The sequence below is a fragment of the Streptomyces sp. DG1A-41 genome, assembly GCF_037055355.1.
Lineage (GTDB): Bacteria > Actinomycetota > Actinomycetes > Streptomycetales > Streptomycetaceae > Streptomyces.
The window spans coordinates 745,661-767,908 of the sequence record NZ_CP146350.1 but is presented as its reverse complement, the minus strand read 5'-3'; the positions used below and the strand labels follow the sequence as shown (position 1 = coordinate 767,908).

The 22,248-nt window shown below is 70.9% G+C and carries 18 protein-coding genes; 11 read left to right on the top strand and 7 right to left on the bottom strand.

Features of this window, described 5'->3' with window-relative positions; genetic code table 11:
- Positions 1-150 precede the first annotated feature (150 nt).
- The 5 genes from V8690_RS03650 to V8690_RS03630 are packed head-to-tail and all read left to right on the top strand — an operon-like array spanning position 151 to position 6,616.
- Positions 151-1,005 (top strand): ABC transporter permease subunit, encoded by an 855-nt coding sequence (locus V8690_RS03650; RefSeq protein ID WP_338785238.1) that lies wholly within the window; start codon positions 151-153, stop codon positions 1,003-1,005.
- On the top strand, positions 1,002-1,889 hold the full coding sequence (locus V8690_RS03645) for a carbohydrate ABC transporter permease (protein ID WP_338775850.1): 888 nt from the start codon (positions 1,002-1,004) through the stop codon (positions 1,887-1,889). Before V8690_RS03650 ends, V8690_RS03645 begins: the two co-directional genes overlap by 4 nt.
- Positions 1,890-1,916: 27 nt before the next feature.
- Positions 1,917-3,566 (top strand): extracellular solute-binding protein, encoded by a 1,650-nt coding sequence (locus V8690_RS03640; protein WP_338775849.1) that lies wholly within the window; start codon positions 1,917-1,919, stop codon positions 3,564-3,566.
- Between the two features lie 43 nt (positions 3,567-3,609).
- On the top strand, positions 3,610-4,665 hold the full coding sequence (locus tag V8690_RS03635) for a LacI family DNA-binding transcriptional regulator (RefSeq protein ID WP_338785237.1): 1,056 nt from the start codon (positions 3,610-3,612) through the stop codon (positions 4,663-4,665).
- 22 nt (positions 4,666-4,687) lie between these two features.
- The gene (locus V8690_RS03630) at positions 4,688-6,616 is read left to right on the top strand and encodes a DUF2264 domain-containing protein (protein WP_338775848.1); all 1,929 of its coding nucleotides are present in this window, start codon (positions 4,688-4,690) and stop codon (positions 6,614-6,616) included.
- Positions 6,617-6,671: 55 nt separating this feature from the next.
- On the opposite strand, the gene V8690_RS03625 is transcribed toward V8690_RS03630, so the two are convergent.
- From V8690_RS03625 to V8690_RS03610, 4 genes are all read right to left on the bottom strand, one after another.
- Positions 6,672-8,165: a tripartite tricarboxylate transporter permease gene (locus V8690_RS03625; protein ID WP_338775847.1), complete on the bottom strand. Its 1,494-nt coding sequence runs from the start codon at positions 8,163-8,165 to the stop codon at positions 6,672-6,674.
- Position 8,166: 1 nt separating this feature from the next.
- Positions 8,167-8,706 carry a tripartite tricarboxylate transporter TctB family protein gene (locus tag V8690_RS03620; protein WP_338775846.1) on the bottom strand — a complete coding sequence of 180 codons (540 nt, stop codon included), beginning with the start codon at positions 8,704-8,706 and terminating at the stop codon, positions 8,167-8,169.
- Entirely contained in the window at positions 8,703-9,686 is a 984-nt protein-coding gene (locus V8690_RS03615) for a tripartite tricarboxylate transporter substrate binding protein (protein WP_338785236.1), read from the bottom strand. Before V8690_RS03615 ends, V8690_RS03620 begins: the two co-directional genes overlap by 4 nt.
- Positions 9,687-9,934: 248 nt before the next feature.
- Positions 9,935-11,947 carry an NAD(P)/FAD-dependent oxidoreductase gene (locus tag V8690_RS03610; protein ID WP_338775845.1) on the bottom strand — a complete coding sequence of 671 codons (2,013 nt, stop codon included), beginning with the start codon at positions 11,945-11,947 and terminating at the stop codon, positions 9,935-9,937.
- Positions 11,948-12,236: 289 nt separating this feature from the next.
- On the opposite strand from V8690_RS03610, the gene V8690_RS03605 reads away from it, so the two are divergent.
- From V8690_RS03605 to V8690_RS03595, 3 genes are all read left to right on the top strand, one after another.
- Positions 12,237-14,135: an NAD-binding lipoprotein gene (locus V8690_RS03605; RefSeq protein WP_338775844.1), complete on the top strand. Its 1,899-nt coding sequence runs from the start codon at positions 12,237-12,239 to the stop codon at positions 14,133-14,135.
- Positions 14,136-14,356: 221 nt separating this feature from the next.
- The gene (locus V8690_RS03600) at positions 14,357-14,527 is read left to right on the top strand and encodes a hydrophobic protein (RefSeq protein ID WP_338775843.1); all 171 of its coding nucleotides are present in this window, start codon (positions 14,357-14,359) and stop codon (positions 14,525-14,527) included.
- An 89-nt stretch (positions 14,528-14,616) separates the two neighbouring features.
- A complete protein-coding gene (locus V8690_RS03595) occupies positions 14,617-15,108 on the top strand; it encodes a hemerythrin domain-containing protein (protein WP_338775842.1) in 492 nt (163 codons plus the stop codon).
- A 92-nt stretch (positions 15,109-15,200) separates the two neighbouring features.
- On the opposite strand, the gene V8690_RS03590 is transcribed toward V8690_RS03595, so the two are convergent.
- Positions 15,201-16,751, bottom strand: a complete 1,551-nt coding sequence (locus tag V8690_RS03590) for an alpha/beta hydrolase (protein WP_338775841.1) — start codon at positions 16,749-16,751, stop codon at positions 15,201-15,203.
- Between the two features lie 349 nt (positions 16,752-17,100).
- On the opposite strand from V8690_RS03590, the gene V8690_RS03585 reads away from it, so the two are divergent.
- From V8690_RS03585 to V8690_RS03575, 3 genes are read left to right on the top strand one after another with little or no spacing between them, the layout of a single operon-like run.
- Positions 17,101-18,216: a Gfo/Idh/MocA family oxidoreductase gene (locus tag V8690_RS03585; RefSeq protein ID WP_338775840.1), complete on the top strand. Its 1,116-nt coding sequence runs from the start codon at positions 17,101-17,103 to the stop codon at positions 18,214-18,216.
- Positions 18,213-19,139 (top strand): PmoA family protein, encoded by a 927-nt coding sequence (locus V8690_RS03580; RefSeq protein WP_338775839.1) that lies wholly within the window; start codon positions 18,213-18,215, stop codon positions 19,137-19,139. Before V8690_RS03585 ends, V8690_RS03580 begins: the two co-directional genes overlap by 4 nt.
- Positions 19,133-19,891, top strand: coding sequence for a cupin (locus tag V8690_RS03575; protein WP_338775838.1), 759 nt, complete (start codon positions 19,133-19,135; stop codon positions 19,889-19,891). Before V8690_RS03580 ends, V8690_RS03575 begins: the two co-directional genes overlap by 7 nt.
- A 33-nt stretch (positions 19,892-19,924) precedes the next feature.
- Here V8690_RS03575 and V8690_RS03570 read toward each other — a convergent pair whose 3' ends face one another.
- On the bottom strand, positions 19,925-20,911 hold the full coding sequence (locus V8690_RS03570; protein ID WP_338775837.1) for a lysylphosphatidylglycerol synthase transmembrane domain-containing protein: 987 nt from the start codon (positions 20,909-20,911) through the stop codon (positions 19,925-19,927).
- Positions 20,908-22,083, bottom strand: coding sequence for a glycosyltransferase family 4 protein (locus tag V8690_RS03565; protein WP_338775836.1), 1,176 nt, complete (start codon positions 22,081-22,083; stop codon positions 20,908-20,910). Before V8690_RS03565 ends, V8690_RS03570 begins: the two co-directional genes overlap by 4 nt.
- Between the last annotated feature and the right edge of the window lie 165 nt (positions 22,084-22,248).

Below are 22,248 nucleotides of genomic sequence, written 5' to 3'. Positions count from 1 at the left end.
CCCTCACCGGACATGCCGAGGTGAGGGGGAGCCGTGGCAACTGCCTTACGGGAACGAGCAGGTGGTAAGGGGGCGAGTCCGGGCCGGCGCGTTCCCGATGGGGTGAAGCATCAGCGTAAAGGTTTTCATAGCCGGACGTTGTTCCTGCTCATGCTGCCCGGCGTCGCCTACTTCCTGCTGTTCCACTACGGCGCACTCGTCGGCAACGTCATCGCGTTCAAGGAGTACGTGCCGTTCGACGGCCTGTGGGGCAGCCCCTGGGTGGGCCGGGGCAACTTCCAGCGCATGTTCGAGGACGCGGCGTTCTGGGACTCGGTCCTCAACACCCTCTGGATCTCCGTCCTCCAGCTGGTCTTCTACTTCCCCGTGCCGCTCGGCCTCGCCCTGCTGCTGCACACGCTCACCTGGAGCTCGGTGCGCCGGTTCGTGCAGTCGGTGGCGTATCTGCCGCACTTCATCTCGTGGGTGATCGTCGTCGCGCTCTTCCAGCAGGTGCTGGGGGACACCGGCTTGCTCAACAGCGGCCTGAGCGGGGCCGGTCTGCACACCGTCGACATCATCGGCAACCCCGACGCGTTCAAGCCGCTCGTCGTCGCCCAGGTCATCTGGAAGGACGCCGGCTGGGGCACGATCATCTTCCTCGCCGCGCTCGCCCAGGTCGACGAGCAGCAGTACGAGGCCGCCGCCATCGACGGCGCCGGACCCTGGCGCCGCTTCTGGCACGTCACCCTGCCCGCCATCCGCCCGGTGATCGTGCTGCTGCTCATTATGCGGCTCGGCGACATCCTCTCCGTCGGCTTCGAGCAGATGCTGCTCCAGCGCGACGCGGTGGGACCTCAGGCCGCCGAGGTCATCGACACCTTCGTGTACTACCAGGGCATCGTCGGCGGCGACTACGGATTCGCGGCCGCCGCGGGCCTGTTCAAGGGGGTCGTCGGCGCCCTCCTCGTCTACGCGGCCAACAAGGTCGCCCACCGCCTCGGCGAACAGGGGGTCTACAAGTGAGCGCGTCCGCCCGGCCCGGCTGGATGGAGAAGCCCCGGCCGCTCACCCAGGCCGCGAAGGCCCTCGCCCTCGCCGCGGTCGTGCTGCTGGTGTGCGTGCCGTTCCTGGTGATCGTGTCGACCTCGCTGGCGTCCACCCAGGAGGTCGTCGACAACGGCGGCTGGGTGCTGTGGCCCAGCGAGCCCACACTCGACGCCTACCGCGACATCTTCGACGGCGGCATCGTCACCCACGCCCTCGGCGTCAGCGCGGGCGTCACGATCGTCGGCACCCTGCTCAGCCTCGCCTGCACGGTGACCCTGGCCTACGCGCTGTCCCGTCCGGGCGTCTTCGGCGGCAGGCCCGTCCTGCTGCTGGTGCTGTTCACGTTCCTCTTCCCGCCCGGGATGATCCCGAGCTTCCTGCTCGTCAAGGAACTCGGCCTGCTCGACTCGTACGCCTCGCTCGTCCTGCCCGTCCTGGTCAACGTGTTCAACCTGGTCGTCCTGCGCGGCTTCTTCCAGTCGATCCCCGATGAGCTGTACGAGGCGGCCCGGCTGGACGGGGCGGGGGACTGGCGGGTTCTGGTGTCGGTGGTGCTGCCGCTGTCCAAGGCCGCGCTCGCCGTCGTCGGCCTGTTCTACGCCGTCGCCTACTGGAACTCCTGGTTCTACGCCTCGCTGTACCTGGAGAGCGACCACTGGCCGCTCCAGCAGGTGCTGCGCACCTATGTGGTGGCCGGTGCCGGACTCACCGACGCGACCACCGGCGAGGCCACCATCACCGCTCCGCAGACCGTGCAGATGGCGGTGCTCGTGATCGCCACCGTGCCGATCCTGCTCGTCTACCCGTTCCTCCAGAAGTACTTCACCAAGGGCGTGCTCACCGGCGCCATCAAGAGCTGATCCAAGCCGACACGAGGTGATTCACCCATGCCCAGCATGTCCCGACGCACCCTGCTGCGTACCGTGGCCGCCGGTGGTGCCGCCGTCTCCGTCCCCGGTCTGCTGACCGCCTGTTCCTCGGATTCCGGCGACAGCGACGTCTCCAACGCCGGCAAGAAGCTCGCTCCCTGGCCGGCCCACCGGCCCGCCGCCGGGCCGAAGCCCGACCTGGCCCCCTCCGACGCCGGTGTCCAGGCGGGCTACACCTCCTACCCGTCCGACCTGGTCAAGTCCGTCTCCCGCACCCCGGGCGACGGCTCCACGATTCGGGTCATGACCGTCTCCTTCGGCACCCCGCCCAAGCCCGCCTCGCAGAACCGCTTCTGGGCGGCCGTCGAGAAGGCCCTCGGCGTGAAGATCGAGTACACGATCATCTCCCAGGCCGACTACCAGAAGAAGATGGCGACTGTGATGGCGGGTGACGCCGACGCCCTGCCCGACATCATCAACATGTTCGCCGGCTTCACCCTGCCCCGCGAGGCGCAGTTCGTGCAGCGCCGCGCCCAGGACCTCACGCCGTACCTGTCGGGCGACGCGGTCGCCGACTACCCCAACCTCGCGAACATCCCCACCCACGCCTGGCGCGACATGGGCCGCATCGGCGGCCGCATCTACGGCATCCCGCTGGAGCGCCCGCTTCCCGGCTCCACCCTCTGGATCAACCAGGACATGTTCGCCGACGCGGGCATGAAGGAGGGCTGGACCGCCGAGGACTTCACGGCGGTGGCCCGGCGGGGCACACGCGGGAAGACGTACATGCTCGGCGCCGCCAACGGCTCTCTCTTCGGCAACGCCTACCACTCCGCCACCCACAACGCACCCCAGCGCTGGGCCGTCACCAAGGACGGCACCTTCCTTCCGGCCTGGGCCGACGAGCGCTACAAGGCGTCGATCGCCTTCCAGGCCCAGCTGCGCAAGAACGGCTTCTACCACCCCGACGCCACGTCCATCTCCCAGATCGACCTGACGACCCTCTACTACAACGGCACCGTCGGCTCCATGCAGGACGGCTTCGGCGCCTACCTGCCCAAGTACCGGGAGTCCCAGGGCAAGATGAGCCCCGCCGCGGCCCTCCCCTACAGCGTCGGCGGCGAGCCCGGCGGCATCGTCGCCGCCCGCCGCTCCTTCGGCTACACCATCCTGAAGCAGGCCAAGAAGGAGCGCATCGAACTGCTGCTGCGCATCCTCGACTACCTCGCCGCACCCTTCGGCAGCGAGGAGTGGGAACTCGTCCACTACGGCGTCGAGGGCGTCCACTTCACCCGCGGCAAGGACGGCTCGCCCGAGTTCACCCAGCTCGGCGAGGTCGAGAACAACACGAACCTGCCGCTGAAGTACCTCGCCGAAGGCCCCCAGGTGCTGTTCGTGCCCGCCATGCCCGACGCCGTGCGCGACCTGCACGCCTGGCAGCGGAAGGTCGTGCCGCACGCCATCCGCGACGCCTCCTTCGGGCTCCAGTCCGCGACGAACAACTCCCAGGGCGCCACCCTCAAGACCTTCCTCGACGACACGATCACCGGAATCATCGCCGGGCGCCTGCCCATGTCCGGGTGGGACGCGGCGGTGAAGAAGTGGCGCAGCCGAGGCGGCGACAGAATGGCCGAAGAGTACGCGAAGGACTACGCGGCCAACACCTGAACAGCGGTGGGCGGAAGAGGAGACGCGGGGGATGGGGAACGACATGGTGTCCAAGGGACGGGTCACGATCCGCGAGGTCGCCGAGCGGGCGGGCGTGTCCACAGCCACCGCGTCCCGCGCGCTCAGCGGCAACCACCCGGTGCCCCCGGCGACCCGGGCCCGGGTCCTGCGCGCGGCCCGCGACCTCGACTACGTGGCCAACGCGCACGCCCGCGCCCTGGTCGGCGGCGGCCGCAAGATGGCCGCCGTCGTGGTCCGCCAGGTCACCAGCCCCTTCTACGCCCAGGTCGCCGAGGGCGTGGAGGCGGAGGCCGCCGACCGCGGCTGGCTCTGCGTGGTCGGCGCCACCGGCGGCGACGCACAGCGCGAGATGGAGTTCGTGCAGCTCATGCGGGAGGAGGGCGCCCGGCTCGTGATCCTGGTCGGCGGGGTCGTCGAGGACGACGCCTACCGCGAGCGGGTCGCCCACTACGCCCATGCCCTCGACTCCTCCGGAGCCCGGCTCGTGCTCTGCGGCCGGCCCGCGCCCGACCCGGAGATCCCGGCGCTCGTCGTCGAGTTCGACAACGAGGCCGGGGCCCGCGCCATCACCGCCCATCTCCTTTCGGCCGGCCACCGCAGGATCGTCTTCCTCGGCGGACTGCCCGGCAACACCGCCCTCGACGCCCGCGTCGCCGGCTACCGGGCCGCCCTCACCGAGCACGGGCTGCCGCCCGAGGCCGCGCACGTCGTCGACAGCGGACTCGGCCGGGCCGCCGGTCACCGCGCGATGACCGAACTCCTGCAGTCCGCACGGGAGTTCACCGCGGTCTTCGCCGGGGACGACATGGTCGCCGCCGGCGCCCTGCGCGCCATCGCCGACACCGGACTGCGCGTGCCCGGCGACATCTCCGTGGTCGGCTACAACGACATCCCGCTCGCCGAGGACTTCAACCCGCCCCTGACCACCGTCCGCACCCCCGCGGAGGAACTCGGCCGCGCCGCCGTGCGCATCGCGCTGCGCGACCCCGAGCACGCCGCCGGGGCCCACCATCTGCTCGGCACCCACATCGTCGTACGCGACAGCGTCGGCGCGCCCCCGCCCGGGCGCGCCCTGTGACCAACGGAGGAACCGCACCCGCATGAGCGCGCCGCACGTGTCGCTCCCCGACCCGACGCATCTGCCCAACCTGCCGCACCTGCCACCCCCCGACCCGCTGACCTCGCCCATCACCGGCTGGACCCGCGCCCACTGGGAGGCGATCGCCGACCGCCTCCTCGACGCCCTGACGCCCTACGCCTCCCCGGGCCTGGCCCAGTACCGGCTCCCCGGCCCGCCCAGCCACTCCGGGCCCTGGTCGGACGGCCTCGAAGGGTTCGCCCGCTCCTTCCTGCTGGCCGCGTTCCGCATCGCCGGCTCGGGTGGGCAGGGCGTGTCCGGCCTGATCGAGCGGTACGCGGCCGGGCTCACGGCCGGCACCGACCCGCGCGGCCCCGACCGCTGGCCGCCCATCACCGACCGGTCCCAGCCCATGGTCGAGGCCGCGTCCCTCGCGATCGCCCTGCACGAGACCCGTTCCTGGGTCTGGGACCGGCTCGACGACCGGGTACGGCAGCGGGTCGCCGACTGGCTGGGCGGCTTCGTCGGAGCCGTGGTCAACGACTCCAACTGGCGGCTGTTCCAGGTCATCACCGAGGAGTTCCTCGCCTCCGTCGGCGCCCCGCACAGCCGCAGCGAGATCGACGCCGGCCTCGCACGCCTGGAGGACTGGTACCGGGGCGACGGCTGGTACACCGACGGCGACGGCCGCAAGTTCGACTACTACAACGCCTGGGCGTTGCACCTGTACCCGGTGCTGTGGGCCCGTATCGCGGGGCCGCGCGCCGACCCCCGGCTGGTGGCGGAACACCGGACGCGCCTGCGCTCGTTCCTCCACCACCACCAGCACTTCTTCGGCGCCGACGGCGCGCCCGTCCACCAAGGCCGCTCGCTCACCTACCGCTTCGCGACGGCGGCCCCGCTGTGGGCGGGCGTCCTCGCCGACGCCACCCCGCTGCCGCCCGGCCGCACCCGCCGCCTGGCCTCCGGCGCGCTGAAGCACTTCGCCGAGCGCGGCGTGCCCGACGAGCACGGCCTGCTCACGCTCGGCTGGTACGGGCCCTTCCTCCCCGTCACCCAGCGCTACTCGGGCCCGGCCTCCCCGTACTGGGCGAGCAAGGCCTTCCTCGGCCTGCTCCTGCCCGCCGACCACCCCGTGTGGACCGCGCCCGAGGAACCCGGCCCCGTGGAGACAGCCGACAGGCGCCACGCGTTACCCGCCACGGGCTGGCTGCTGCACTCCACGGCGGCCGACGGGATCGTCCGGCTCGTCAACCACGGCAGCGACCGCCTCCCGCCCCCACCGGCGACAGCCGGCGACAGCCCGCACTACGCCCGGTTCGCCTACTCCAGCGCCACGGCCCCCGAGACGCCACCGGCACCGCGGACGGGCCCCGACAACCACATCGCCCTGCTCGCCCCCGACGGCACACCCACCCCCCGCGGGCGCATTCACCCCCTCGGAGTCCAAGGCCCCCGCGCCGCCTCCTGGCACCGCGCCCTGCTCCCGGGCGACAGCGAAGGGCACCGCATCGAGACGGTCAGCGTCGTGCACGGCCCCTGGGAGGTCCGGGTGCACCGCGTCGACGCGCCCCCCGGCACGCCCGTACGCGAGGGCGGCTGGGCCGTCGCCGACGACACCGCGCCACCGGCCGCCCGGACCGGCCCCGGCTGGGCACTGGCCCGCCGCGCGGACGGCCTGACCAGCACGCTCGTCGGCCTGCACGGCTGGAGCGACGAGGAGGGAGCGGTCGTAGCGGCCATGGGCAGCAACGCGTACGGGCACCACTCGGCGACGCCGTTCCTGACGCTGCCGTCCCACCCCGGTGGTACGCGCCTGATGGCGACGCTGGTCGTGCTCAGCGCCGACCCGGTGGTGCACGCCCTGGTCGAGGGGGCCCGGGTCCGGGAGGGAGCCGACGGGAGCGTGGAGATCCGTTTCCCCGACGGCATCCGGGAGTCGGTGCCCTGAGAAACGCCGTGGGGGCGTGGCTCAGCCGAGCCACGCCCCCCACGGACGGCGTGCGTCACGCCTCCACACGCCTGCGCGTCACCACCTTCTTCAGCAGCGGCCAGGCCAGCAGCAGCACGATCACCGCGTACACCGTCACCGCGAACGGCGTGTTGAACAGCCCCGTCACGCTGCCGTCGCTGATCTGGAGCGAGCGCCGCAGCTGCTGCTCGGCGTTCGGGCCGAGGATCACGCCGATGACGGCGGGCAGCACCGGCAGGCCGTAGCGGCGCATGCCGAAGCCGATCAGGCCGATGATCAGCAGGATCGCCAGGTCGATCACCTCACCGCCGACCGCGTACGCGCCGACCGCCGCGAAGAACATGATCCCGGCGTACAGGTACGGCCGTGGAATGCGCAGCAGCTTCGCCCACAGCGGCGCCAGCGGCAGGTTGAGCGCGAGCAGCAGCACCATGCCGACGAAGAGCGAGGCGATCAGGCCCCAGACCAGGTCGGGTTCGCGCTCGAAGAGCAGCGGGCCGGGCTGGATGCCGTACTGCTGGAAGGCGGCCAGCATGACGGCCGCGACCGCCGTGGTCGGCAGGCCCAGGGTCAGCATCGACACCAGCGTGCCCGCCGCCGAGGCCGACGCCGCCGACTCCGGACCGGCCACGCCCTCGATGGCGCCCTTGCCCCACTCGTCCTTGTGCTTGGACAGGCGCTTCTCCGTCACGTACGACAGGAACGTCGGGATCTCCGCGCCGCCCGCCGGGATCGCGCCGAACGGGAAGCCGATGAACGGGCCGCGCAGCCATGACTTCCAGGTCCGGTTCACATCCCCGCGCCCCAGCCACGGACGCCCCACCGGGATCGGCTCCGGCGGACTGCGCCGCAGGTGCGCCGCCACCCACAGGGCCTCGCCGATCGCGAACAGACCGACCGCGACGATCACCACGTCGATGCCGTCGGCCAGTTGGAGCGAGCCGAAGGTCAGGCGCTGCTGGCCGGTCATCTGGTCCAGGCCCACCAGGCCCAGCGTGAGGCCGATGAGCAGGGAGGCGAGGCCCCGGATGCGGGACGAACCCAGCACCGACGTCACCGCGATGAACGCCAGCACCATGATGGCGAAGTAGTCCGGCGCGCCGATGTCCACGGCCAGCTCGGCGACCGTCGGGGCGAGCGCCACCAGCAGGATCGTGCCGATGAGGCCGCCCGCGAAGTGCCCGACGGCGGCCGCCGCGAGGGCCTGCGCGCCGCGCCCCGACTTGGCCATGGGGTTGCCCTCCATGGCCGCCACCACCGCAGCGCTCTCGCCGGGTGTGTTGAGCAGGATGGAGGTGGTCGAGCCGCCGAACATCGCGCCGTAGTAGATACCGGCGAACATGATGAACGCGCCGGTCGGCTCGAGCCCGTACGTCACCGGCAGCAGCAGCGCCACCGCCATCGCAGGGCCGATGCCGGGCAGCACGCCGATCGCCGTGCCGAGCAGCACGCCGATGACAGCCCACAGCAGGTTGACCGGGGTGAGGGCCGTACCGAAGCCGTCCAGAAGGGAGTTGAAGGCATCCATGTCACAGCACTCCCATCAGCGGACCGCCGGGCAGGGGCACTCCGAGCAGGTTGTTGAAGACGACGTAGGTGACGAGGGACAGCCCGGCCGCGATGAGCGGATCGCGGTCGATCCTGCGGCTGCCCAGCGCGAACGCCGCACCCCAGAACAGCAGCGCGCCCGCGATGGGGAAGCCGAGCGGCTCGATCAGCACGGCCGAGCCGAGGAACACCCCGGCCAGCAGCAGCACCGTGCGCCAGTCGGCGGGTTCCGACAGGTCGACGTCCTCACCGGTCTCGGCCTGACCCCGGCCGCCGCGCAGCACGTCCACGGCGAGCAGGGCGGCGATCACCAGCAGGCCGGCGCTGACCACGACCGGCACGGTCTTCGGGCCGACCGGGCCGCGCTGGGCGATGTCGACGTCCATGGTGAGCGCGTCCGTCAGGACGAGCACGCCCAGCACCAGCAGCAGCACGCACACGCCGAGTTCGGAGTGCTCGCGCAGCCACGCGCGCCGCTCGCTGCGCTCGGCCGGGGGGATCTCGGTGGTCTGCGTCGTCACAGTCCCAGCTCCTTCAGCACCGAAACCACGCGCTTGTCCTCGGCGTCGAGGAACGCGCCGAACCGCTCACCGGTGAGGAAGGCGTCGTCCCAGCCGTTCTGCTCCAGGGACTTGCGCCACTCGTCCGAGTCGTGCAGTTCCTCGAGCAGCCGCACGAGCTTGTCGCGCTCTCCGTCGGACAGGCCGGGCGGGGCGACGATGCCGCGCCAGTTGGTGAAGTTCACGTCGTACCCGGCCTCCTTCAGGGTGGGCGCGTCCAGTCCCTCGACGCGCTCGGGTCCGGTGACCGCGAGGAGACGCAGCTCGCCCGCCTTGATCTGGTCCAGGTACTCGCCGACGCCGGACACGCCGAAGGCGACCTTGTTGCCGAGGATCGACGCGAGCAGCTCGCCGCCGCCGTCGAACGGGATGTAGTTGACCTGCTTCGGGGAGATCCCGGCGGCCCGCGCCATCAGCATCGGGGCGAGATGGTCGGGCCCGCCGGGCGACGAGCCGCCGCCCACCGGGAGCTTGCCCGGGTTCTCCTTCCAGGCGCCGATGAGATCGTCGATCGTCTTGTACGGGGAGTCCTTGGCGACCACGACGACGTCCTGCTCCTCGGTGAGCCGGGCGATCGGCGTGGTGTCGCCGAGCGTCTTCGGCGCGTCGTTGGAACGGACGGCGCCCACGACCCCGAGGCCCATGGACATGGCGAGCTTGCCGTTGCCGTGCTCGCTCACCAGCCGGCTCAGCCCGACCGTGCCGCCGGCGCCGGGCAGGTTGAACACCTCGATGTTGTGGGTCAGCCCGGCGTCCTCGGCGTTCTTCGCGGCCGTACGGGCCGTGATGTCGTAGCCTCCGCCGGGCGTGTTGGGGACCATGAAACGCAGGCCCGGGATCTGTGTGCCGGTCTCGGAGCCGCTGCCGGTGGTCAGCAGCGGCGGTCCGACGAGCACGAGCACGGCGGCCCCGAGCAGGGCGAGGGGAGTGCGCAGGCGCACGAGTGCCACCACCTGTCGGTACGTCGTTGCGGGTAGGGAAGGCCCTGTGGGGGAGGGTGACGTGGGCCACATGCTGCACCGGACGCCGACGAGCTGTCTCTCTTGCGGAACCAACGGATGTTGTGGTCTTTGCGGTCACCACCCCCGTCACCGGGGCGGCCCCCGTGGCAGTGCAGCCGGACGCGGGAACCGAAGGGCCCCGGCGCCGGTGCGCCGGGGCCCTCGCCTGCGTGGCGGTTCAGCGACTTCTACGCCGTGTGGACCTCCAGGGCGGCTCGCACGGCGGATTCCAGGGCTCCCTCGATCCACGCCGGCTTGACGGACGTGTGGTCCCCGGCGAAGTGCAACGGCCCCTCACGCGCGGGGATGGCGGGCAGCAGCTCGGTGTGCTGACCGGGCAGGAGCACGGACGCTTCCCCGTAGGCGTAGGGGTCGCGCAGCCAGCTCTGCGTGCGGCCCGCGCCGGTGTAGAAGACCTCGATGCGCCGGCCGTAGACCTGCTGGAGGCCGCACAGAGCGTGCGGGTACCGTGCCTCGTCGTCCAGGGAGTCCCAGCGCAGCGCGTCGTCCGCCCAGCTGTAGGAGGCCAGGACCACACCCCCCGCGCTGCCCGGAACGGGATGGGAGGGGTGGAACATGAAGCGGTTGGCGTTGTCCGACACCGAACCGCCGCCCACGACGTCGACGGCCTCCGGCTGGTCGCGGGTGATCGAGCGGTTGGCGGCGTAGTGGGTGCGCTGACCCGCCGTGATGTGCCCGTCGGGCACGGAGGGGTGGGCGCCGAGCAGGCTGCCGTCGTCGGCGGCGCGGCCGGTGCGGTAGGCGTCGTAGAGGTCCGGATCCACGGCGTGCAGCTCGCGCTTCCAGTCGGCTTCGTCGAACTCCCACCAGCGGCGGCTGAACTCCAGCAGCACCTTGGTCGCGCTGTCGTAGTGCAGTTCGCAGACCGCGCGGCGCTTGCCGTACGACAGGGGCGGGTCGATCTGTACGTGGCGCAGCCCGGAGAACGGCACCGTGACCACGGCGACGTCCCCGGTGAACTGCTCGCGGACGACGGGTCCGCCGCGCCCCTCGGACACGGTGTCCACCCACACGTGCGGCCCCTTGCTGCGCACGTGCTCGGTGTCCCGAGAAGGGCGGTCGGGGTGGTGGTACTGGATGCGGGTGACACGGCGGTCGAACCGCACCTGTCCGCGGACCCGCTCCAGCAGGGCGTCCGGCAGTACTGCCGTGCCGCCCTCCAGCTCGTAGAACGGTGTGTCGGGGCTGATGAGGGAGGAGCCGATGAAGCTGTGGATGAAGGACAGCGGGAGTCGTGAGGTGAGGTTCTCCAGGGTGCCGATCAGGTCGATGGTCCGCTCGTCGAGCCCCGCGTGCTCGGTGAGGAAGCGGAACATCGACCAGTCCCCGAACCGCTGCACCACGCGGGCCCAGCCCCGAAGCCGTTCCGGGAGCGGTTTGTCGACCCGCTTGCCGTCGGAGTCGACGTAACTGAACTCGTCGCGCACCGGGTTCAGCGCGGAGCGCAGGATGACCGCGGCGGGGGTGTCCCAGTGGGCCTTGGGGACGCCGAAGGACCGGTTCACGCGCCGGGGCGCGCGGGCATAGTCGGCGCGCCGCACACGGATGCCGTTGACGTGGATCCAGGTGCGGCCGGCGGGACGTCCCTCGCCGTCGACGTCGACGTAGTGGAAACGCCGCTTCTTCAGGCCGAACCGGTCGATCAGCTCCATCACCAGGGGATGGCTGCCGGGGATGCGCATCGCGCCGGCCTCGGCGTACTGGCGGGGATCGGCGAAGGGCTGCTCGGCGCCCTCGTGGCCGCCGCTGCGGAAGGTCTTGATGCGGCCGCCCGCGCGGTTGCCGTTGGCCTCCAGGACCGTCACCCGGTGACCTGCCTCCTTCAGCAGCCAGGCGGCCACCAGCCCGGCCGGACCGGCGCCGATGACGAGGACGTCCTTGGGGCGGGTCCGCCGCTGACCCGGCAGTCCCTTCTCGAGGACACGTTGGTAACGCGGGACGAGGGGGCGGTTGTCGGAGTCCAGGACGAGGAGTGCGCGGGCGACGGCGAGGCACCGGTCGAAGTCGGCGCCACGGCTGTCGCCCGGTGCGGCCGGTACCGCCGGGGCGGCCGGGGCGGGCAGAGCCGTGGCGGGACCGCCGGTCAGGGCCGTCGCCACCGTGGCCGTGCCGGCCGCCGCCGCGAAGCTCCTCCGCGAGAAAACGCCGTCCGAGCGCACCACCGCGTGATCTTCAGTCATGGCGGCCTTTGTACTGGCGGCCGCGGCCGGGCGCCGCCCTTCGCCCGGTCGTTGCCCCGAAGGAGCGAAGTCCGCGGAAAACGCTGACGTCACGGAAGATCCGCCGACGTGGACGACTCGGGGAACCCGAAGGGATGAATGAGGAGGGAACTGCCTCTGTCGCCGCGATCGAGCCCCCCACACTGCGACATGCGTATCCACATCCGTGCTCTCCGGCCGTCCCGCGCGGCGCATCGCGTACGCGGCGCCGACCGGCCGCTCGAGAGTCCGGGGCGACGGAGGGGGAAGGGTGGCGCAGCGGCGCACTCCGTTCGGTGACCGAGCCCGTTACTGGTTCGACAGCACGCTGGCCCGCGGTGCCTCCGCCCTGGTCGGCTGGATGGCGCTGCTGTGTCTGGCCGTCGTCGTCCCGGCCAGCGCGGTGGTGGTGTGGACCGACCCCGACGCGCCGGCCTCTCTGCCGGACCGGCTGGCGCAGGTGTGGCACCTGACCGGGCAGACCCTGCGGCTGGGCGGCGCGACGGGTACGCCGCTGCGCGTGGTGATGTCGGTGCTGCTCGCGCTGGTCGCGCTGCTGTACGTCTCGACGCTGGTCGGCCTGATCACCACGGCGCTCACGGAGCGGCTCACCGCGCTGCGGCGGGGCCGGTCCACTGTGCTCGAACGAGGGCACGTCGTGGTCCTGGGGTGGTCGGAGCAGGTCTTCACGGTGGTGAGCGAGCTGGTGGCCGCCAACGCCAACCAGCGGCGCGCGGCGGTGGTGGTGCTGGCGGACCGGGACAAGACCGCCATGGAGGAGGCCCTGAGCACCAAGGTGGGTCCCGTCGGCCGTACGCGGCTGATCTGCCGCAGCGGTCCCACCACCGACCCGGCCGTGCTCACCCTGACCAGTCCGGCGACGGCCGGTGTCGTGCTGGTCCTGCCCCGCGACGAGCCCGACGCCGACGCCGAGGTGGTCAAGACGCTGCTGGCGCTCAGGGCTGCCCTGGCCGGGGAGGCGACCCGTCCGCCCGTCGTCGCCGCCGTCCGGGACAACCGCTACCGTCTGGCCGCCGGTCTCGCCGCCGGGCCGGGTGGTGTCGTCCTGGAGAGCGACACCGTCACGGCCCGGCTCATCGTCCAGGCCGCCCGCCGCCCCGGGCTCTCCCTGGTCCACCAGGAACTCCTCGACTTCGCCGGTGACGAGTTCTACCTGGTCTCCGAACCAGCCCTGGCGGGACGCCCGTTCGGTGACGCGCTGCTGTCCTACCCGACGTCGAGCGTCGTGGGGATGGTGCGTGGAGACACCACCCTGCTCAACCCGCCGCCGCAGACGCCCATCGCCGCGGACGACCTGCTCGTCGTCATCTCCCGTGACGACGACACGGCCTGGCCGGCCGACTGCGCGGAGTGGGTCGAGAAGGCGGCGATGGCCTCCGGTCCCGCGACGCCCGCACGGCCGGAGCGGGTCCTCTTGCTGGGCTGGAACCGCCGAGCGCCGCTCATGATCGACCAGCTGCGCCTCCGCGCCCGGCCCGGATCAGCCGTCGACGTGGTGGCGGACGGTGGTGAGGGGACGGTCCGGCAGGTGAGCGAGGCAGGAGCGCACCACGGCACCGACCTGCCCCTGACCCTCCACCAAGGGGACGTCACCCGTCCCGAGACCCTGCGGCGTCTGGACGTGCACGCCTACGACAGTGTGATCGTGCTCGGCCAGGACCCCGCTCCCGGGGAGCCGCAGGACGACCCCGACAACCGCACGCTCGTCACCCTCCTGCTGCTGCGCCAGCTGGAGGAGGCAACCGGGCGCGAACTGCCGGTCGTCACCGAACTGATCGACGACCGCAACCGGGCGCTGGCCCCCGTCGGTCCCGGAGCCGACGTGATCATCAGCGGCAAGCTCACGGGCCTGCTCATGGCGCAGATCTCCCAGAACCGGCACCTGGCAGCGGTCTTCGAGGAGCTGTTCTCCGCCGCCGGCACCGGCATCCGCCTGCGACCGGCGGGCGACTACGTGCTGCCGGGGTGTGAGACGGCCTTCGCCACCGTCGTGGCCGCGGCACGGCAGCGCGGCGAATGTGCCATCGGCTACCGAAGCCACGACGACGCGTCGACGAGCCCCGGCTACGGCGTGCGCATCAACCCGCCCAAATCCGAGCGACGCCGCTGGACGACCGAGGACGAGGTGGTCGTCGTCGGCAGGGACTGACGCCAGGCCTTCCGGAGAAGGCGGAGCCTTCCGCGGTCGCGATGCCCCCGAAAGTGCTCGGCGATTCCTTTCGGAAAGGGGCGCTTTGGTTTGGTCGGGTTCTGGTGACCTCCGCTCAGCCGAAGCGATGCATGTGCCCGTGAACCGGATGGAGAAACGCAGAAATTCGACTGTGTGTTCGTCAAGGATCCGGGCACCAGGAGTGGCGGAGGTGGATAACTATGGTTCCTTTGCTTCTCGTCCTGCTGCTGGCCCTGATCCTGTTCGGCGCGGGCTTCGCCCTGAAGGCCCTGTGGTGGCTCGCGGTGATCGTGCTGGTGCTGTGGCTGCTCGGCTTCGTCCTGCGCAGCGTGGACAGCGGTGGCCGCAAGGGTCGCTGGTACCGCTGGTAGACCGGCGGGCCCGCCCCGGCGCACAAAACGTCAGCAACGGGGTAAATGGAAACGGCCCGATTCTCTTGCGTGAAAGGGGTTCCTGTTCCATGGCCGATACACAGGACGTCGTCGAACTCATTCTCCAGGACCACCGGCGCATGGAAGACCTCTTCCGTCAGATGCGCAGTGTCGAAGCCGACCGTGCGGGTGCGCTGCGGGAATTCGCAGAACTGCTGATCGCGCACGCGCTGGCCGAGGAGGCCAAGGTCTACCCGGCGCTCAAGCGGTACAAGAACATCGACGACGAAGAAGTCGAGCACGGCGAGCACGAGCACGATGAGGGAAACCAGGCCCTCCTGGACCTCCTCGAGGTCGAGGAGGTCGGGTCCGACGACTGGGACGAAAAGCTCGAGGAGCTGGTGGAGGCCGTCACCCACCACGCCGACGAGGAGGAGCGCACCATCCTCAACGGCGCGCGGGAGAACGTGGCGATGGAGCGGCGGGAGGAGCTGGGCCTGGCGTTCCGGCAGGAGCGTGAGCGTCAGCTGAAGGCCGGCTGCGGATCCGTGGACAACGTGCGCAAGATCGTCGAGTCCTGAGGCGAGCTGGCCGGTCCTGACGACCGGCCATGCCGTCGCCGACTGGAGCCCGGACCGGAAACGGTCCGGGCTCCAGCGTTCGCGCGTGCGCGCTAGTCGTGCGCGGGCGGCCCGCAGCCGATGTCCCGCCCCGGCAGCCGGCCCGTGGCCAGGTACGCGTTGACCGCGTCGTCGACGCACGGCGCGCCGTAGACGCCGTACACCGCGTGCTGGTCGGCGCCGTGCAGGGTGACCAGGCGCGAGGAGGGCCACATGGCGCGCACCGTCTTGGCGCCGTCGTAGTCGGTGCGCGGGTCCCCGGTGGCGTTGACCAGCAGGGCCGGCAGATCGTCCCGGATCGTGGTCGGGCGCTCGCGCGGCCGGTCCCAGAAGGCGCACGGGTTGAGGTTGTTGGTCACGGGCGCGAACAGCGGATCCTGCGCGCGGGTGCGCTGGACGTCGCGCCAGTAGATCTCCGGGTCCCGCGGCGCGGCTCCGTCACCGCACACGATCGCCGCCTGAGCGCTGCCGTAGGGGGAGTCGGTGCCCGTGAGCACGAACTCGAGCACCCCTGCGAGCCACGCGGACGGCGACACCTCCCGCCCCTCCGAGGCCCGGAGCATGTCCCGCACGCCCTGGGCGAAGTCGCCGTAGGCGGCGTCGTTGTCCTGCGAGAGGCCGTTGAGGGCGACGATCGGCATGACGTGCTCGTCCAGGCGGTGCTCGCCGAGCCGCAGCGGGGCGCGGGCGGCGGCGCGCCGGATGCGTTCCACGGTGGCCAGCACCTCGCTCCGCGTACGGCCCAGACCGTATGTCGCGTCGCGGGCGGCCGTCCAGGAGGCCCAACCCTTGAGGGCCTGGCGGTTGGCCCGCTCGACGCCCAGCCACAGCCGGGCACCGTAGCGGGCCGGGTCGATCACGCCGTCCAGGACGATCCGGTCGGTCCGGCCGGGGAACATCGTGGTGTACACCTCGCCGAGGTAACTGCCGTACGAGTAGCCCAGGTAGGAGATCCGCCGCTCGCCGAGCGCGGCCCGGATGACGTCCATGTCGCGCGCGGTGTTGCGGGTGGTGGCGTGGGGCAGCACGTCGCCGGCGTGGGTGCGGCAGCGCCGGGCGAGGTCCTTCGAGAACGCGGCCATCCGGTCGAAGCCGGCCCGGTCCTCACCCGCCCCGCGCCACGCCGAGCCGGTCGGCCAGCGGCAGTCCAGCGGTGTGCTGCGGCCGACGAAACGGGGATCCACGCCGACCACGTCGTACCGGGCGGCGACGTCCTTCATCGCCTTGCGCACCCACGGCGCGTCGCCGAGGGACTCTCCGCCGGGGCCCCCGCCGTTGATCAGCAGCGGGCCGACGCGGCGGTCGGTGTCGGTGGCGGGGATCCGGGATATCGCGACGGTGATCGTGCGGCCGCCGGGGTCCGAGTAGTCCAGCGGGACGGTCACGTCGGCGCAGCGGGCGCCCGCCTGCTCCAGTTCCTTGCCGGTCGTGTCGTCCGGTCCGAGCACACAGCTCTTCCAGGTGAGGTGCTGGTGGTGGTAGCGGGCGAGGGGGGCGGAGCCGGGACTCGCCCCGGCCGTGGCGGGCAACGCCGTCAGGGCGAGACCGGCGGCCGTCAGGGTGAGGGCTGCTCGCCTCGCGGTTCCCGGGAAGCGGGATAACACGGGTGGATGTCCTTTCTGTCGCCGATGCCCCCTCGCGGCCGGCAGGGACATGCCCGAGAGGGTGCGGTGCGACAGAACGCTAGGGACGGGCCGCTGTCCGGACACTCCGGCTGGCAGCCGCTTCCCGGTGGGGCCAGCCCCCGTACGGAAGCGGGGGAATGCCGCTCCATGGTGGCGACAACAACCCGAATCTCACCCCCGAGCTGGGAGAACGCTCGGGCAGACCTTGTGCGGGTCGGTGCAGGGGGGTTGTCCAGACATTCGCTCACGCCTAGGGTCGCCTTCGGAGTGCAAGCGCTTTCCCAGTGCTTTCCACGCGTGTGTCCGTCGGCCGTTCGAGGAGCGCCGCATGTCCTTGTCCCCCACCCGTCGCCGCGTGGCCGTCGTCGGCACCGGAGCCATCGTCAGTGGCAGTCATCTGCCCGCGCTGCGGGCCCACTCCGACCGGGTGGAGCTGGTCGCCGCCGTCGACGTCGACCAGGAGCGCCTCGACGCCTTCCGCGAGCTGGCCGGCGACCAGGTCGCCGGCTACACCTCGGTGGACGCGATGCTGGACGCCGAACGCCCCGACCTGGTCCTCATCGGCACCCCACCCTCCCTGCACCGGGACCAGACGGTGGCCGCGCTCAAGGCGGGGGCCTGGGCGCTGTGCGAGAAACCGCTCACCCTGTCGCTCGCCGAGTACGACGAGATCGCCGCCGCCGAGGAGGCCTCCGGGGCGTACGCGGCGGTCGTCTTCCAGCACCGCTACGGCTCCGGCGCCGTCCACGCCCGCGAGCTGATCACAAGCGGCGAGCTGGGCGCCCCGCTGGTGGCGCACTGCCAGACCACCTGGCACCGGGACGCCGCGTACTACGCCGTGCCGTGGCGCGGCAAGTGGGCCAGCGAGGGCGGCGGGCCGACCATGGGCCACGGCATCCACCAGTACGACCTGCTGCTGCACCTGCTCGGCGAGTGGGAGGAGATCCGGGCCATGGCCGCCCGGCTCGTCCACGACACCGAGAGCGAGGACGTCTCCACCGCGCTGGTGCGTTTCAGGAGCGGCGCCCTCGCCACGGTCGTCAACAGCGTGCTGTCCCCGGACGAGGTGAGCCGTATCCGCATCGACTGCGCGGACGCCACGGTCGAGCTCACCCACCTGTACGGCCACACCAACGACAGCTGGGTCTACACCCCGGCCCCGCACGTAGGATCCGACCGGGCCACCGCCTGGCGCACCCCCGTCAACGACGTGCCCAGCTCGCACACCGCCCAGCTGGGCGCCCTCCTCGACGCCTACGACAACGGCATCCGACCACCGGGCAGCGGCCAGGACGCCCGCGCCACGCTCGAGTTCGCCGCGGCCCTGTACAAGGCGGCGTTCACCGGCCGCTCCGTGCACGCGGGCGAGATCGGCCCCGGCGACCCCTTCTACGAGGCCATGCACGGCGAGTACCCCGACTGGGCCCCCAAGGAGCGCGCATGAGCATCCGAGTCACCCACACCGACGGTGAGGACATCGCCGTCACGGCGGCGAACGGCACGGAGATCCTCCGCTACGTCTACCGCCCCGACCCGGATCCCTTCGAGTCCCGCAAGCCGTACGCCCACCCGGTGCGCACCCTGTCCGGCCGCACGGTCACCGGCTACCGCCCGAACGACCACCGCTGGCACAAGGGCCTGCAGATGACCGCGAGCCATCTGTCCGGCCAGAACTTCTGGGGCGGCAACTGCTACGTCCACGGCCAGGGCTATCTGCGCCTGCCCGAGCGCGTCGGCTCCATGCGGCACGACGGCTTCCCGGAGTTCACGGTCGAGGACGACCGCCTCGCCTTCACCGAGGAGCTCACCTGGGTCGAGAACGGCGGCGAGGAGTGGGCGCGCGAGGTGCGGGGGCTGACCGTCCACTCGGTGGACGAGGAGGCCGGCGCCTGGGCCCTGGACTGGTCGATCCGCCTCACCAACGTCCGTTCCGAGCCCCTGGCCTTCGGATCCCCGACCACCGCGGGTCGCGAGATGGCCGGCTACACCGGACTCCAGTGGCGCGGCCCGCGCGACTTCACCGGCGGCACGGTCTTCGCCCCGGACACCGACGCCGACGCGGGCAAGCTCATGGGCACCCAGGGCCCCTGGCTCGCCTTCACCACCGAGCACGACGACGTCGACGGCCACTCCACCCTCGTCTTCGCGCACGCGCCCGAGAACCTCGACGAGAGGTCCGCGATCCACGAGTCGCACTGGTTCGTCCGCTCCGAGCCCTTCCCGACGGTCGCCTTCTCCTGGGCGTTCTTCGAGGAGTTCGAGCTTCCGCCGGGCGAGTCCTTCGCCTACCGCTACCGGCTCGTCGTCGCCGACGGCGCCTGGGACCGCGACCGGGTCGGCACGCACCTGGAGGGCCTGCCGTGGTGAGCGACGAGAAGCCCGCGCTGCCGCACCCGCTGCCCGGCGCGATCGGCCTGTCCCATCTGAGCGCCTACGACTGGGAGGCCGCCGACGGCGTCTGCGGCGGCAGCCCGCATCTGCACCTGGTGTGCACCGAGGCGTACGTCGTCACCGGCGGCCGGGGCGCGGTGCAGACGCTGAGCCCCGACGGCTACCGGGACATTCCCCTCGAGGCCGGCTCGATCGCCTGGTTCACGCCGGGCACCGTGCACCGCATGGTGCAGGGCGGCGATCTGCGCATCACCGTGCTGATGCAGAACAGCGGCCTGCCCGAGGCCGGGGACGCCGTGTTCACCTTCCCGCCCGAGGTGCTCGCCGACCCCGGGAAGTACGCCGCCGCGGCGACCCTGCCACCCGGCACGGGACCGGACACGGCGGCGGCCGCCCAGCGCCGCCGGGACCTCGCCGTGGAGGGCTACCTCGCCCTGCGCGAGGCCCTCGTCGCCGGCGACAACGGCCCGTACCTGGAGTTCCAGCGGGCCGCCGCCCGCATCGTGCGGGAGAAGGTGCCCACCTGGCGCGCCCTGTGGCGGGCGGGCGCCCTGGCCGCCGCCGAACGCACCGGAGCCCAGCTCGACGCGCTGGCCGACGGCGAGCCCGCCTACCTCGGCGAGGCCACCGCCTACGAGGCCGCGCCCACCCGGCTCGGCGGCTTCGGCATGTGCGGGCGGCGGGACGAGTACGCGCTGCCGGGCACGACGCTGCCTGTCACAAGGTGACGTGCCCGCGAAGCTCTCCATGGCCGTCTTGCTCTACCTCTCGTTCGGGGCGCCGATGCTGTATCCCCATTTCTCTTTGTCCCGTCGCCGTTTCATGTGGCGGTTTCCGGCCAGCAGTCCCAGAACGCCAAGGGTCGCGATCACATGACCCAGGATCGTGAGGACTCGGCTGAGCAGCAGCAGTGTGACCAGATTCGGGCCGCTGATAAGAATGCCGAGCGTGAGGCCGAGCACTACCTCACGTACCCCGATACCAGCAGGAGTCAGCGATACCGCTCCGGCAACCGCACTGAGCGTGAAACCACCCACGCCCAGCGTTATCGCGGAGATGGGAGGTGCGCCGAGTGCCATCGCGATGATCGCCGCGTGCATGCCGCTGCAACACCACCCGAGGATGCTGAACGCGATCATTCCCATGGAGGTCCTGGGGGAAGGCATTGCGATCCCATGTTCCTCATGTCGCAATATGCGTTGTCCTAAGCCGAGCAGTCGCCTGAGCAGACGCGGTGCCAGCATGACCGCACCGGCGGAGAGTAATACCGGCAACATCAGCCACCACTTTGGATCGTCTGCCACCAGGCGTGGGAACGCCAGCAGGCCAACGATGCCCCCACTGAGCGCGGTCAGAACGACCGCGACCAGACCGGTCGCCATGAGCTTGGTCGCCGGCGCCCCGACTCTCCTCGCGAGCGCGGCTTGCGCGACGGTAGGCCAGATCGCGCCAGGAAGATAGCGCGTCACCGCAGCCGCGAAGAACAGCCAAGCCGCGTCGGAAAGGGTAAGTCGTACACCGGCACCGGTTACCAGCAGTCTCCATCCGAAGAAACCGGGAAAGTTCGCTATGACGGTGAACCCTGTCGCGAATCCAACGGCTGTCCATCCAACGGAACTTATGCTGGCGGCAAGTCCGTGTCGCACGTGCCAGACCTGCCAGCACAGGAAGAGAGCGATGGACGAGTAGACGATCGCTCTGAGAAGCCTGAACATGCGTCGGCGATTTTTCGGTGACCTCACCGTCATGGCATGAGCGTGTTCTGACGCCGCGTGCCAAGTGCTGGGGAGCTGTCCTCCTTGGGGGTGATCTGATCGAACAGCTCCTCGTAAGCGTCGAGAAACGTGTCCACTCCGTAGAGTTCCCGGGCCCTACGGCCCCCCTCGGCGCGTTCTTCGGGAGTCAGGGCCGCCAGCTCGCTGATCGCACGGGCCAACGCGTCCGGATCACGTGGCGGAATCCGGCGACCGAACCCGGTGTCCAGCACGGGCGAACGTCCTCCGGGAAGGTCCGTGGTAACCGATGGAACGTCGACCATCATCGCTTCGGCCTGGACGGTGCCGAAAGACTCGGCAATGGACGGCAGAGCGAAGACGTCGATCGACGCATAGAAATTGTCGATCTGGCTTCCGCTCAGCAGGCCGAGCATCTGCACCCGCTTGTCGTCGCCGATGAGCGGGCGAAGTCGGTCTTCGATTCCGCCACCGGCCACCTTGATCCAGTCGCCACCGATCAGCAATCGAGCATCTGGATCGTCGAGCAGCTGAAACGCCCGTATCAAGTATTCGATTCCCTTGTCCTCCACAATGCGTCCAAGAAACCCGATATGCAGGCCACTTCCGTCACGATAACTGGGCTCACCACCGCGACGGTCAAGGCACGGAGGCGCGATTCCTCGCCAGTTCCTTCGCTTGATCAGGGGCCAGAGCTTCGAACCACGGGCTTGATCGGCGCTGTTCACCACGACCGCATCGGACATGCGCATCGCGGCCCATGTGGAAACATCAACCGCGCGCCTGGCGACCGAGTTGACCACACCTGACGGCAACCAGATGTCCATATGGTGCGTCGTTACCAGCGGCCGGTCTTGCACACCCAGTGCGATGGCTCCCACTTCGAGCATCGGTGCGTGGGGATTGACGATCGCCGACTTGCGAGCGACGTGTCGGGCAAGGGGTACGAACTGTGGACTCACGGGCCCTCGGCCAATTGTCCGGTGGACGGGAGCGCGAAAGACCGAGACCCCGGCTCGGACCTCTCGCAGAGGCAGCGACTTGTCGTGCTGAACGGCCACGACCGCCACTCGATTCCCTCGCTCGGCCAAGCCCTCGGCAAGCCGCTGGGTGTGGATCGTCAGTCCGCTGACGTATGGCGCGTAGTAGTTGAGGATTATCGCTACATCGAATTCGTGGTCACTCATGACGGTTCCCTTCGACAGCTGACGATGTGCGGCAGTCTTGATGTCTCGGCTTCATGTGGGTGTTTGCGGCGCAGCCAGGCGAATACCTGGTGCCAGGCCACAGCCGGCGCGACTTCTGCGCGTAGCCGTGGAGGGGGCGACGGGGAGGCGAGGGTGTCGCGCGCG